General features: G+C 55.9%; 7 protein-coding genes. All 7 read right to left on the bottom strand.

Going from position 1 to position 14891, the window contains the following annotated elements:
• Positions 1-9: 9 nt before the first annotated feature.
• The gene (locus B9T62_RS37690) at positions 10-918 is read right to left on the bottom strand and encodes a molecular chaperone DnaJ (protein WP_087919926.1); all 909 of its coding nucleotides are present in this window, start codon (positions 916-918) and stop codon (positions 10-12) included.
• Positions 919-1137: 219 nt separating this feature from the next.
• Entirely contained in the window at positions 1138-4218 is a 3081-nt protein-coding gene (locus B9T62_RS37685; protein ID WP_157794171.1) for a GAP1-N2 domain-containing protein, read from the bottom strand.
• Positions 4215-5477, bottom strand: a complete 1263-nt coding sequence (locus tag B9T62_RS37680) for a hypothetical protein (RefSeq protein WP_087919924.1) — start codon at positions 5475-5477, stop codon at positions 4215-4217. Before B9T62_RS37680 ends, B9T62_RS37685 begins: the two co-directional genes overlap by 4 nt.
• A gap of 1271 nt (positions 5478-6748) precedes the next feature.
• Positions 6749-7384 (bottom strand): beta-mannanase, encoded by a 636-nt coding sequence (locus tag B9T62_RS37675; protein WP_087919923.1) that lies wholly within the window; start codon positions 7382-7384, stop codon positions 6749-6751.
• A 25-nt stretch (positions 7385-7409) separates the two neighbouring features.
• Positions 7410-8687: a vWA domain-containing protein gene (locus tag B9T62_RS37670; protein ID WP_245864269.1), complete on the bottom strand. Its 1278-nt coding sequence runs from the start codon at positions 8685-8687 to the stop codon at positions 7410-7412.
• A 334-nt stretch (positions 8688-9021) separates the two neighbouring features.
• Positions 9022-11412: a transcription initiation factor TFIID gene (locus B9T62_RS37665; protein ID WP_087919921.1), complete on the bottom strand. Its 2391-nt coding sequence runs from the start codon at positions 11410-11412 to the stop codon at positions 9022-9024.
• 4 nt (positions 11413-11416) lie between these two features.
• Complete coding sequence (locus B9T62_RS37660; RefSeq protein WP_087919920.1) at positions 11417-14806, bottom strand: tubulin-like doman-containing protein; 3390 nt, start codon at positions 14804-14806, stop codon at positions 11417-11419.
• Between the last annotated feature and the right edge of the window lie 85 nt (positions 14807-14891).

Raw genomic sequence — 14891 nt, 5'->3', positions numbered from 1 at the left:
TGTCCAGATCTATTTCACTTCCGAGAGGAAGCGTTCGATAAACTGCTCCGCCTTCTCCATCCGGGCCGCATCATAACGTACCCCTGCAATCAGCTCACCGTGATTCAGCGGCAGATCGGCGCTCAAGGCGCTTGTGGTCAGATCCATGCCATATATATGCGGCGCGGTGTCCTCTTCGGTCTGCTGCTGCTTGGCGAGGCCCTCCTTGATCAGGTCCTTCCATTTGCCAGCCGCCTGCTCATCCAGCTTGCCCAGCACCGTCTGTTTGCCCAGCCATTCAAAAGACCAGTCATCCAGCACATAGATATCCGGCTTCTCCATGCTCAGCTCGGCTACCGCCTTCTGCAGATAGGCCGAATCCATCATCCCGCCGCCTTCGCCACTGGGCAGGTACGTCACTTTGGTCTCCACACGCTTCCACTCCGGAAAAGCGGCCAGAATCGCCTTATTTAGCGCTTCCGCTGATCCGCTCTCATCCTGCAGCTGGTAGTTGCCGAGGAACATGATCGACAGATCGAGCGGCGGCAGGCTGGCCAGACGTTTCTGCTCGGTTCTGTGGTTCGTGAACAGGGCAGCGCCTCCAATAACAATCGCCAGCGCAATCAGACTAAGCAGCACATGCACCTTGTACAAGCGGAAGAACCGTTCCGTCTTCTCCACCGTTCCGCCCAGCTTGCCCCATTTAGCCAGCCGCTTTTGGGTCGCTTCCTCAATTTCCTGCTCCCGTCGTGCGTTCAGGATATAGCGGATGGCCTTGAAATCCTCTTCATATTCGCTCTCCTGCTGCTTGCCCGCATCACCGGCCTTGGCATTGGAACGCGACTTGCGGATCAGTAGATCAAACTGCTTGTCCAATTCTTCTTTGGTAACATCCTCTGAAACGCCTAGCCGCTGGTACGCTGCCTTCAATTCATCCATACGTAGAATCTCTCCCTTTCCTTAAGCAAAAAACCTCGGTTGACTAGTATCTGCACATTGCTGAATCCTGCTTTTATGCTTGAAGGATGCCGCTGCAAGAAGAAATGGCTTCGCCGTCCTCTGCAAGAGGCGGCATCCTTTTCTGCGAGAAATAGAAGGATAATTTATGGCGTGTAACCTATAAATTCTTATATTTGCGCATAGGCTGCACTGCAGCCCTTATTCTACGGTCGGCTTAGGGCTTGGGGTAGCTTCAGCTTCAAGCTCCTCGTCCCCAGCCGGATCGCCGGACGGAGATGGCAATGGCTGAGGATACGACTTCACGCTCAGCGTCATCCCACCGGCCTTGATCATGCTTCCGGCCGGGATCACTACTTCCTGCGCCAGCGTTACCTCTACGCGCAGCGCAGTTTCCGGCTGCACTTCAGCCCCGCTGCCCGCTGCGGGCGTCGCAGACGGCTCTGCTGTGCTGCTGTCCGCTGTCTCCGCGGTTTGCCCGGCATTGTCTGCTGTGCCACCGGCAGCTTCCGTAGCTGCCGGATCGCTGTTATCCCCCGCCCCTTCCGTAGGGCTGGCCGATTCCTCTACTCCGCCTGCAGGGTCTGCCGTAGGAGATTCGTCATCGGCTCCTGCCGCAGGCTCGTTCCCGCCCGCCTGCGGCGTGGCTGCCGTGCAGCTTCTCATTGTCGCTTCCACATCATAACTCTGCGCCACTTCATCTCCTGCCGCGTTCATCAGATGCACCTGCTGCGGATTGAACAGGTCACAGGCCGCGGGATCGGTGAAGGTGAAGATCAGCTCGTTGCCGCCTTCACCTGCTCCCCCGCTGTCCAGCACATAAGCCGCCACCGGCGAGATATCTCCAGGTGCACCTGCTGTAGTTACAGGAGACGGGCTTGGTGTTGCCTCCGGCAAGGCAGTCTCCTGCCCATCCGGCCGCAGCAGGCTGATCATCACGATCGCCGCGATCAGCACAAGGCCAAGCAGCGAGCCGGTGATCAGGAGTTGAAATCGGCTGCGGCTGATCCACCGCGCCAGCGGCGAAGCCAGCTGGGAGCGGGCTTCGTTGTATACATTTTGCAGCGCGGGCCGGGCCGTATCTGCGTAGGTTTTGCGGAAATCACGGTTCTTGAAGGCCTCGCGGTCATGATTCTGGAAGTACCTCAGAATGGCTCGACGGTAGCCCGTATGGAGCTTCTTGTTCGATACGGTAAACAGCGGATTGCCCTGCGACCAGGCCAGGAAACGGTATACCGTCTCCTTGTTCTCCCCGGCCTTGACTCGCACCAGCTCCAGCAGCTTCTCATAATCCAGCGGCCCGCCTTCACGGTCATTGCTATAATAGAATGCCAGCGGCAGCCGTTCGAACGGCTCCGCCCCTCTGGCCTCCTGCAGCCAGCGGCGGCCCAGCAGTTGCACCTCGTCCAGCTCCTTCGGCGACAGCTTGGCAAAAATCGTTGCGTCGGGATTCTCCTCACCGAACCAGCGGTAGGCGGCCCGCAGCGCATTCGCTTTCTGCTTGCTCATCAGATCAAGCGGCGGATGCCAATCTGCCGCGCCCCGGTAACGCAGGAAAGCGATCTCCAGCAACTGCTCCTGCGTAAGCATGGACATCGACAGCCGGTTCAGCAAGAACCGGTCCGCCGCCGTTGCCAGCTCCTCCAGCAGCGACAAGGCCTCCGGATGGACTCCGGCCCCCCTGCGCTGTTCTTTCTCCGCTTGCTCTATCGTATCATGGATAGCCGCTACTGCGGACACCGGTTCCTGCTCCTGCAGCAGCTTCTCCCCCAGATAGTCCCTCACCGCATCACGAACGAACGCCTGCTGCAGCGCTTCCGGCAGGAAACGGCCCCAGTGAAGCACGAACCTCAGAATATCGGCCGATCTCGCCGCAGACGCCAGTCTGGATTCCATATACGGCTCCATCAGCTGCTTGCGGAAGACCGGCTGGGCCAGTACCCGCTTGAAGAACGCAGCGCTCAGCTCATCTTCGCTCTCGATAATATCATAGGCGCTACTAAGCACATCCTCACGTCCCGCCACTGCGCTGTTCAGCAGCCCGTTGATGAAATAATCCACAACCTTCACCTTGTAGCTGTGGCCCCTGAGCACGAAATAGTCCTTGAAGCTCTCCAGAATCACCGGCTCGGGAATACCCTTATGGCGGATCAGATCGAATTCACGGTCAAACCGTTCCAGGAACATATCGTTCAGCCGCATTCGGGATTCAATCGCCCCCTCGGGCTTCAGATAGGACAGCAGCCCGCTCAGCACCAGGCTTTTATTCTCCTCATACAGCCGTTCCTCACCCTGCTCAATCTCATAGAATAAGGCCAGCTCATTGTACAGCGCCAGCGACAGCCTGCGCTCCGGGTGTTCGCTGCGCAGCATCTGGTCCGCGAACCTTGCGAAGTCTTCTCTTCCGGCAGCACTGCGCGTCAGCAGCTTCCAGGCCAGGTCGGCGTAAGGTACATTTGTATCGCCGAAGTCGGCATTCCCGATGCGGCCCGAGACCAGATCGAACGTGAAATCCTTCTCAATGCTGCGGTCGCCGGGGCGCAGGGAGCCTTTCTCCACAAAGGTCAGGTGGATATATTTGCGGCTCTGCGGCTCCTGGGCGTAGGTGATTACGCCGAGCCTGCGGCGGTATTCATAAGGCAGCACGCTGTAGAGGATCTCCGTCAGCTCTGCGGCACGGATGGGCAACTCACGGACAGGCACGTCGAGCGCGATGTAGATTTTTTTCTTGCCGGCTACAGCGGTCATCACCGCCTGCAGCAGCGATTTGAACAAGCCTTCGCTAAATCCGAGCGCTTGCAGCACCTTAAGCGGTTCCGGCCGTTTGCCGGCCGCAGCAGGAATAGCCGCCAGCTCCGGCAATGTCCCTCCAGGCTCCCCCTCATAGCTGTGCGCGAAATCCGCAAACAGATAGTCGCCATAGCTCTGCACAATCTCCTCGGCACGGGCTGCGGGCACCACATAGTTATGGGCAAAAAAAGCGCTGCGCTGACCCGTAAAATCCGCCGCCTGATAACGGCTGGTTCCAATTACCGTCTCGCCGTTGTCTGCATGGAACAGGTGCAGCGCAGCCGGATACTGTGATTCCTCCTTCTCGCCGCGTGCCGTCAGCTCGGACGGAGCAGCGTAGACGCAGAAGGGATGAAGTATTTTTTTGACAAAATTATGTTCAAGGGCCTCGGATTTCGCCACGGTGTCGAAGCCTTCCGTAGAACGGTAAACCCCGCGCCGTTCGCGGGTGTACATCTGTTGGGTAATCATCGACCCTGATAGCCTGTTCACCGGCCGTCGCTCCCCTCAATGTATTTCAGCTTGTGCATCAGCCAGATGAACGGCTCGTCCACCCGGATCGGGCTGACCACCCCTTCAATCTTCTGGTTCACCGGATTGCTCCCGAGTGCAGACACGGCGAAATAGCCGGTATTGGCAAAATACACATCCATCGTGTCCTTAAACGGACGGTCCACCTTGCCGATGAAACGGCGGATTTCGCCGTCAATATTCGCCACCTCATCCAGATTCAGCGTCTGGCGGTGCACATAGTTGTTGAACACATTGCTGTTGGATTTGATATAGTCGCCATCCTCATCCTTGAGCGAATGCAGCATATCGCTTTTGGCGAGTACAATGGCTGTGGGAATCTCGGTTTTGCTCTTCTCCTGGTAGGCGATGAAGTCGCCGAACATCGTCAGCACCACATCGCGCGGCTCATCATATTGCGAGACCCATTCCCCTGGACGGTCACCGATGTTAATTCGGATCTTCTCGCGAATGGAGCGGATCTGCAGCGGATCAACCATAAACAGGATGCCCGCCGAATTCTTGATATGCTGTCCATGCAGTCCAAGGTAATCCTGATCGACCATACCTTCACCGGCTACATCGAAAAAGACCAGCAGCAGCGGCGGTTTCGACTCATCCTTGAACACAAACTGAAAAATAAACGGTTCCTGCATCCGTTCCTTCTGCGTGGAGGCCAGCAGGTCGCCCCGCTCAAACAGCGGCTCCTCGTACAGATTGCGGAATTTGCGGCTGATCTCGGCATTCAGCGGCATACAGGCAGCGTCAAAATGGCCTGCCGTCGTATTCTGCAGCGTATGGATCAACGAGGTCATGTACACCGACTTCCCCACCTGGGAAGCGCCGATAATGGAGATGATGTTGCTCGGCACCTTGCCGGAGGTAACCGGCAGCTCATTATGGCAATGCGGACACAGCCGTCTGCGCGTCAGCACCCCGTAGCGGTCGGTAAGGCCAGTCAGTATATTGTCGGTGTAGTGATGATAGTCCTCGGGAATATCGGCCGGGTCAATGATCGCTTCCACGTCGTCGACGGTATCCAGACCGAAGCGCTCGCGGTATTTGTTCAGCGCATCATCCTCGCCGAGCGCGTAGTTCTCGTCATCCTCACGGCTGTGCATGGCCCGGAACACCACCTGTGCCGGCTCAAACTTGGAGAAACAATAAGGACATACGATATCGTAGAACGGCGGCCGTTCCTCTGGCTGCGCTTTCTTCTTGAATCTGCTGAAAAAGGACATTTCTTTTCCTCCTAAAAGTTTTGTAAGCATCATCTTCAGCGACTCTGCTTCGTCAAAACTTGCTTCGTAAGCATAATCTTAGTTTTGTAAGCATCAGCCGCGTGACTCTGCTTCGTCAAAACTTGCTTCGTAAGCATAATCCTAGTTTTGTTAGCATCATCTTCTGCGATTGTGCTTCGTCAAAACTTGCTTCGTAAGCATCATCTTAGTTTTGTAAGCATCATCTTCTGCGATTGTGCTTCGTCAAAACTTGCTTCGTAAGCATACTTTAATCATCTTATATAACTGCATTTTGTACAGCTATATGTGTGCTTATCACCCGTTCCGACCGGATAGCTGCATTCTGTACAGTTATTCGGAGCGAAATCGCCGGAAAAGGCTGATATACCGGAATATAAATGTACAAAATACAATTAAACCCTCTTCTCCACAGAAAAGAGGCATTATAACTGTAGCTTTTGCAATTAAAGCAACTTCCCTGAAGCAGCTGCCTGCAAGTAATGAGCATAAGCGTTGTATACCGAAATTTCCGCCACTCCCACACCTTCAGTCATAAGTTACGCTAGTGGTTACTGCTTAGGTCCCAGTTAGGATCAGTGTGTTGCCCTGGAGCTTTCAGAGAAATTAGATGCTAAAGTGGTTACTACTTAGAGCCCCCTTGTGTTACTCGTCCGAGCCAGTCATACCACACCGCCCGACAAGGAGGCTGAGCATAACCAAAGGAAGGCTGTCGCCGGTAACCAGCGATTACCTTTCAGACTGTTAACGGACTCAGGAGCCCCTATTTAAGCCAAAACCCACTAGTTAAGGCCTGTTTTTCCGATATAGAGGCTATGCGGTCCGTTACATTCCAAACCAGCGCAGAAATGAGGAAACAGGAGCTATACGGTCCGTTAGGACGTAGGTTACCTGAAGTTCGGGTGGGGGAGGGTTTGGATTACGGTAGTGCGATCCCCTAACCTTCGCAAGTAAACCTTCTATATCCTCGCAGGGTCCTGAGTAGTAACCTAAAGTGCAACTAAATTCAGAAAAAACTCCTATCAGCGGGCGAATAAGTGCGATTATGCAACTAATTTCGAGTAAATCAATCATTTTTCGCTCAGAAGGCCAAATTAGATGCCATATTGCATTTATTTGCTCCAAAAAGGAATAAATCTGAAAATCAGATGCATTCTCGCAACTAATTCGGTGACCAAACTTATCCAATCAAAAGTTCATCTATTTACTCCAAAAGCTCCAAACCAATTCTAGCATCCGCCCCTACCTACCCGTCACTCCGGCACCAGATCATAATAAAGCCCGTATTTGCGGCCATCGGTGAAAAAAATCCGCACATAGTCATCCTTGCCGATCTCGATCGGCGGAAGCACATTGCGTCCGGCGGCGAAATCCTGCACGAACGGGAACTGGATGCCATCCTCTTTGCCCGCAGGCTGGCCGCCCTTTTTCTTGACATAACACAGTACATCGCGCGTGACCGGCACTTCTGCCGTGATCGTCATATGTACTGCTTTTTGCTTGCTGAGCCATCCCCGCTTCTGCACGATGGCATAATAGATCCGGGCCTTGCCCGCGCTGACCGAAGTCGTGTTCTCTCCGCCCGGCTGGCGGGCCAGCACCGTCTCACCCGCTTCACTGAAGCGGGCAAATACCGTGTAGGTGACCAGCCCGATATCATCGAGCCGGTCGCGGTATCCGTTGTTCGCCTTATATTCCTCACGGGTGTACAGCTTCATTCCGGCAGGCGGTTCGCTGCCGGAGTCCGCACTTCCTGACGCCGCTTTATGAATATTTACCGCCTGCAAGCCGTCCGGCCAGTGCCAGCGCAGTGTGCAGATGCGGTCCTCCACCCGGGCAGATACCTCCGTAATGGCCGGTGCAGCCGTATTCGGCTCGGCGTACCTCATGGCTGTTAACTCCTCTCGTTAACGGTTAGAATCCTTTGCTGCTGCGGTTTCTGCGACCAGGCACTTGGGTTTGGGCTGCTGCTGCGGCTGAATCTCTTCTGCCTCTGCGGGACAAGCGTCCCTCACCTACCGGAATGATTCCGGTAAACAGAGCGATTACAGCGGCCAGCACCAGAATAGCCGACAATCGGATCAGAGCATCCTGGAAGCTGTCTCCGCTGAGGCCATATTCCAGAATCAGTCCGGCGATCAGGCCCGCCACGCCGCCGCCGACGCCGAAGCTCCGGGCAAGGTGGCGATTGTCAAAAATAATCCCCAGCCCCACGCCAAGCAGTGCTCCGATCAGCAGCAGCGCAAGAATGTGGACGGCGGCATAATAAGGACTGTCCACCGTTTCATCCGTCCGCTCCGTCAGCAAGGTCCGGTCTCCCAGCGCATCGTAGATCTGCTGAAAAACATCGCCCAGCCGGTCTGCGTCGGTCACATCATAATATTGCCCGCCAGTTTCTCTGGCGATATCCTGCAGCAGGTTCGATCCCGGCTGGCCCCCAAGGCCCAGTCCAATCGTATTCACCACGATGCCCCGTTCCACATAGGGCTGCAGCTCGCGCTGGGTATCGAACACGCTCACTCCATCGGAGAGCATGATCACCATCGCACCCTGGGTGGAGGCGGAGCCATTGCCATCAATAACCTTCAGCGCCTCCGCTGCGGCAGCACTGATGTTGGTGCCGCCGGTGTTCGTCTCCAGCTGGTCAATCGCTGCCAGCACCTCGGCCCGGTTCCCCGAACCGGAGAGCTTCGTCAGCGGCTGCACCAGTGTGGTGTCATCACTGAAGGTCAGCACTGCCACCTGATTGTCCTCATCCATCTGTGCGACCAGATCCTTGGCAGCCACATAACGCCGGTTGTCCGGGTCATTCTCCATCATGCTGCCGGAGTCGTCGATCGCCATCACCACCGCCTTGACCGGCTTGACGCCGCCAAAGTTAAGCTCATAGACAAACTCCATCAGCGCCCCTGCCGCCAGCGCCATCACAAGAGTCAGCGGCAGCAGCTTCCAGGACAAGCCCAGATATCGCTGCTTCCAGGAGGCCCCGTTCAACCGGGGCGATACGATCTCGGCCAGCAGACAGCCCAGCCCAATCCCCAGCGCTACCAGGGCAAAATACAGACCAACAATCAGAATGGAAGGCAGCTCCCCAAGCCAGCGGCCCAGCAGCCATTCTCCCAGCAGAAAAGCGGCCACACCTCCGATCAGGCTGAAGAGGAGCAGGAGCAGATTGATTTTTCGCTGCATCATTATACTTCCTTTCCTGGTACTTTCTTCATTCGTTAGTTCAACACTAGAGCTTTCAGAGAAATTAGATGCGAAAGTACATCTATTTCCAGCTGCAACATCACTTCCCGGGCAAATAAGTGCGAACCCGCAACTATTTTCGAGAAAAACGGTTGTTTTAGGCTCAGAATCCGAATTTAGATGCGTTTTCGCACTTATTTGCAATAAAACGGGAAAAACCAGCGAATTAGATGCGTATTTGCAACTAATTCGGTGAAACGGACTTGTGTGGTGATCAGACGCTTAAAACTTGATGCTCATATCCTACGAGGTCCTAAGTAGTTCATGTTATATGCGTTCACTTCAGCGCAGGCAGCTGCTCTTCCGGCAGCCCATGCAGCAGATAGCCGTTGCTGGCATAGGTCTCGTAATATACCTTACCATTGCGGTAATAGAGCAGATCCTCCAGATGGAAACCGCCCATCAGGTTCAGCTTCTCAACCCCGCTCCGGCGCTGCTCATGCACGAAGCCCAGCCGGTAGATGCGGGTCGTCTCATCCGCGCCGAAGGCATAGCGCAGAAACTCGGAGCCGCTGTCGCCGAAGAAATATTTCTCCTCATGGCGGTGCTCCTGGGTGTATTCGAACAATCGCACATTCACCACTGCGCCTTCCTCCAGGCTGCGGTAGAGCCGCTTGAACAGCTCTTCCCGCGACAGCACCTGGCGGTTCTCGTAGGCCGCTGCCACATTCGCCCGCCGCAGCAGCTCTTCCTCGAACGAGAAGGTGAACGGCTCGGCTGCCAGCAGCTCCTTGCGGCATACTTCGATCAGCCGCTCAACCACCGCAGTCCCGCCTTGCTCCAGCAGTTGGGCCATGCTGCCCATATAACGCTCGCTGAAGAAGATCCCGGGGCCGCGCCGCGTCTCGATATCCTTCATGACCTGCTCCGTAACGGTCCGGTAATATTCCATAATATTCTCGCCGGTAGTTTCGCTGGCGCGCCCGATGCTCTCCAGCGCCAGAACACGCAGCTCCTCCTCCAGCGCTTCCATCTGCTTCACCCGCCGGATACTCTCGGCGTGCAGCTGCTCCAACGCAGCCTCCAGACGGCGGCATAAGGCCAGCTCGCTCTCATAGCGGAGCAGCTCATATCTCTTGCCGTATACAGCCGAGAATAGATAATGAATGAAATTGCGCACCGTGCGTTTGTCCAGCAGCGGTACCCGCTGGAACGGCTGGCGTTCCACGCTCTCCGCATACAGCTGCTCCAGCTCCTCCTCGGCGGCGGAGCGGACCGCCCTCAGCCCCGCCATATGCTGGCGCAGCTGATGGAGCACACTTCCGGCTTCATCACGGTCAGCGGTCCATCCGGCCAGCTGATAGAAGGTTACCGCCGGAACCGCCGTCTCCTGCGCCGCCAATACGGCGCGCCACTCGCGGAGCGGGTCGGCGTCTGCGGTCCGCCTCGCGGCTTCCGCAGCGAAGTTGCTCTCGAAATACGCCTCCCCGCCCCCGCCGAATAACAGCTGCTCCGCCTCCTGCAAGGAGAGCTGCTTCAGCTCCCCATAGGACGGGCGGCCATGGCTCATCAGCCCGGTCATTTCGCTTAAGCCCGCTTCATCCGGGAGCAGCGCCGCCGCCCGCTCGCGCAGGGCGGCTTCATCGAGGCCCAGCAGCATCTGCCGCTCCCGCAGGCTCAGCTGGCTGCCTTCACGCATCTGCGCGGCCAGCTGGCGGAAGGCATGGTAGAGCACCGCCAGCGCAATCTGCAGATTGGGCCTTCTCACGCCGGAGAATCCGGCAGTGGCATACCCCTGCCTGCCGGTGCTGCCGCGGATACCGCTTTTGAAGGTCATGTTGTTGTAGCCGCCATGACCGGCATCGGCATCCGCAGCAGAAGTGACGCGATTCTTCAGCAGGCTGATATGGGAGATGATCTCATAATTGTCATTCATGCCCCCAGGAGACATCATGCCGCGTTCGTTCTTGTCCGACAGCACGTAGACCAGGTCGAACAACGGAGACGGCCCATGCTTCACCGGAATGGACAAATCCTCTTCCGTCACCAGCAGCGGCGCGGCGAAGGTAAAGTCATTCAGCTGCATGGCTTCCAGTTCACGCAGAAAAGCCAGCCCTACCGAGCTGGAATAGCCAAAATTCTCTCCCTGCTCCCGCTCGTTGATCAGCGTGTATAAATCGCTCTGCACCGATTTGAACGACTGGCTGAGAATGGCCCGGGCCAGCAGCGTAATTTCGGGCAGCAGCACATTAAGCGGGTCATCGACCCGCGTAATGACTGAGAGGTGAATCACATCGAAGGAGGAGTACAGCCGGCCATAGTCCGCAATGCTGTTGCTGAGCCGGCGCAGCACCCGGTTCATCTCTGCCAGATAGCGGCTGTCCTCATGAAACTGGCGGTAGACGGCCTGGCGCACGGACCGGTTGTCATGCCCTGCCGCTAGCGGCAGCGGCATCGTCATTACCCGCTCTTCGCGCCCCTCCTTCTTCCCGCCGCCGGCAGCACCGGCTTCCTCCGCTGCCGCATGGACGGCCATAATGCCGCCCGCATTGTCCCATTTGCGTTCACAGCTGTTCAGCACCGGAGCGATGGCCGGGGCCACCTTGTCGCCCACAAACAGAAACAACGCAGGGTAATGGATGCTGCTGCGTCCATCCCCTTTGCTGCGCTGCGCTTCTTCCTGTGCCGCATATTGTTCTGCATAGGATAATACTTGTGCTTTATCCATCCGGCTACTTCAGCTTTCTGCGGATGCTGGCAAGCTTGCCGGTCAGGCTTCTGTAGAAGCCGTACATCTCATCGCCGTTCTCATGCTCAACCTTCTCATATTCCAGACTGTCCCGCGCTTCCAGGAACGACACATACAGGCCTTCCAGCTTATATAGCAGCGGCGTTACATCCTCGGCAGCTGTCATCTCTCCGGCGCGGCGCGCTGCTTTGCGCAGCAGCACACTGCGGCTCTTGTCATCCAGAGCGCGGAAATGGCGGTACACGGCATATTCGACGTAGCTGCGTTCCTTCATCAGATTGGCGAACGGCTCCCAGGCATCCTCCTCTTCGTCACGGTCATAGACATAGAGTGCACCTTTTTTGACAATGCTGTCTGTATATAATGCCTCAATGAACTGGTCAAGCCATTTCTCCTCATCCAGATACTGGTGCAGCAGCTTATCCAGTTCGGCAGCCTTGGCCGTCAGCGCGGCGTATTTAGCCAGCTCCTCACGGACACGCGTAATCAGCTGCGGCGAGCGGATCAGGTTCTCCTGCGCCATATCCAGACTGATGCTGCCGAAGATATCCTTCACACTTTCGCGCTCCAGACCTTTCTCACTCAGGCTTCTCAGCTCATCGGCCGCCTTCTTCACCTCGCCCAGATTCGGACGCGTGGAGTCCAGCTGGAGGTCGAACGCGCTGAGCATTTTGTCCAGATCGAACGGCTTCGTGAACACCACGGAATAGCGGCTGCTGGTATTCTCATCCAGCCCCTTCTCGATAATAACGCCAGCATTCAGCGCCAAGGTGAAATCAGCACGCACCCGCGCATTGTATTCACGCACACGCGGATTCACATACGTATCGCCCCAGGATTTCTCTGGAATCGGCGAAGGCAGATAGGTCCAGTTGTTCTTGTCGGTCATCACCAGATGGCGGCCAATGCCTTCCTTGTCCAGGATCGTCCGCTCGTAGTTCTCCTCGAATACGCGCAGCGGCGTATAGACGAACAGAGGCACCCCGTTGCGGGTATTCAGCCAGAAAATCCGGTTCTTCACCTGGCTCTCTTTAATCGTAAATTGCGATTTGCCCAGCGCATTATTCTGATAATTACGGATACCCTTCAGGATGCCCGGCGCCTTGACCGGTACAGAGACGAACCCCCAGGAAGGGAAATGAAGGCTGCCCGAACTGTTGCTAAGGTGAAAAATCGGCACCGCATCCTCATCCAGACGGCCTGCGATAATCCGCTCTACAAATTTATCCAGCGGCTCGTCGCGGCCGTATTTCATCACCAGGAAATCCTCCATCGAACGGGTAATGAGATCGCCGAACTTGTCGCTCAGGAATTCGGATATCGAACGCACAATATCAATCTCCTGCTCTTTGACCCAGCGCCCGGAGTTCTTCAGCATTTCGCGGGTGAAGTCACGGATCAGGTCGTCGCCGTCCTTCTGGTCCATAATCTTCGAGATCGTCGCCGAAATATCGGGCACATTGACGATGTTCCAATAATAGGTTTTGTTGCCCTTGTGGTCCGCCTGCTCCTCACCGTTAATCAGCAGATCACCATTTTTGGCAAAAATCGAACTAAGCGCGCTCAAAATCTCCGTAAACACGCCGTAAATCCGGTTATTCTCCTCGTTCAGCAGCTCATACAGGTCCTCATAGAACTGAATCATCTGCTCGGTACGTTCCACATCGGCATGCAGCCAGTATTCGTTAATCTTGGCATCAATGTAGGCGTTCTTCTTCTTCTCCTTGGAGACAAAAGCGCTGCGGGCATCGCCCAGCTTCTCATCCGCACTGTCCTGTGCCGTCTCAATGTCGCGCGGCAGGCGCAGCAGGCTCTCACGTAATGCTTCAATGTAGGATTGAATCAGCTTCAGAATGCAGAAGCCCTTCTCGGTGTACAGCAGCCGCGACACATAGAATGGTCCCTGCTCCGGATGCAGGAAGATCCGCTCCAGCTCCTCGCCGAAGTTGCGAACAATCTCGCCCGGCAGCTGCTTTTTGGCTTTGATATATTCCTCACGGGCACGGGCCAGAAAGTTCTGCTCCAGCTCGGTATCCATGCTGACCACCTGGTTCTTGATCACATTGGCATGGTTCAGCCGTTCGCTGTTCTGGAAGCCCGGCAGGGGCTCAGGCACACGCGATTCGAAGGTTTTGATCATGCTGTCCAGGTCGATGCCCAGCTTGCGGGCCAGCTTCTCCACATCCTCCTGGCCGGGAGCCTGCTGGAACATTTTGTCCATTTTGTCGAATAGGCGGAAGGCCAGATAAGTGGTCATTTCTTCAATAGGAAGCACTGCCGATGAAGCGCCGATAATGTTGTATTCATAATTGGCAGGATACGCCTTGTTCATCTGGGCAATGTTGGTGCGGATGTTGCTGATATAGTCATGGATGGCGAATTCCTCGCCCGATTGCTTCTCTTCACTGGCCATGAAGTTGGTGATATTCTCTGCCGTCACGTTCATGCAGTAGTCATAGGCATTCTCCAGCAGCTTGCCTTCCGTGTTGGTCGCGGAGATCAGGTGGCAGAGGTTAAACGGCGGCAGCGGCGAGTTGACGGTCAGGATATTGCCGTACTGCTGGCGGAACCGCTCGCCCCGGCTGTCCACATTCATCCAGTAATCCAGTTCCTTCAGCGCAGCATAACCGTTCTTGCGGATATATTCGCGGGTGTGCTCGCTGAGGCTTTTGTTAGCCAGATTGACGTCCGGTGTGAACAGATAGCCCAGCGTATTCACACGGTCGATACCCGCAGAGCCATAGTCACGTTCAATGATGCCGCGTACGATATAGGCGATATCCAGAAAAGCGCCGCTGCCCGTCCCCCCGGACAGACCGGTCAGCAGGAACACCATCAGCTTCTTACTGGTGCCGACAGACAACGTCTTGATCTTCTTGTCGATGGCTCCAACCACCTGGTTGATCTTCGTGAACAGCAGCAGACGTCCGGCCTGCCGTACACCTGCGGCACCGTTCATGCCATCGGTAATGCTCAGCTCCGGCGACAGCCAGTCTGTAATGTAAGGCTCCAGAATGCTGCGGTTCTGCAGCAGTCCGCCGATTTCAGCGTTGGCCAGCAGCACGAATTCATTCTGCGGATCCAGGCCGATGCCTTTGTATTTCTTGGCGCGGTCCTGCTCGTTGGTCTCGAAGGCGAGGAATTCCACGTTGTCGGGCTTATCCCGTTTCTTCTTGGACAACGGATCTTCCGGCAGCTTGAAGCGGCGGTTGATCTGGTATTTCAGGCGCAGCAGCGCATCGATGCCCGTGCCCCCGAGTCCGATGATCAGAATGGGGTTGTCGATCGTGTCTACGCGGATTTTGTCGCTGACGATGCCGCCGCCCAGGGAGACGTCCAGCTGTTGTATATGCTCTCGTACGATTGGTTTCATGTTTGTTTCCTCCTAAAAGTTTTGTGAGCCTTAGCTTGATTTAAGGAATCAAGCTTCGAACAAAACTCACTTCGTAAGCATAATC

Origin of the sequence: Paenibacillus donghaensis (genome assembly GCF_002192415.1) — a bacterium.
Classification (GTDB): Bacteria; Bacillota; Bacilli; order Paenibacillales; family Paenibacillaceae; genus Paenibacillus_AQ; species Paenibacillus_AQ donghaensis.
This window is presented reverse-complemented; position numbering and strand designations above follow the sequence as displayed.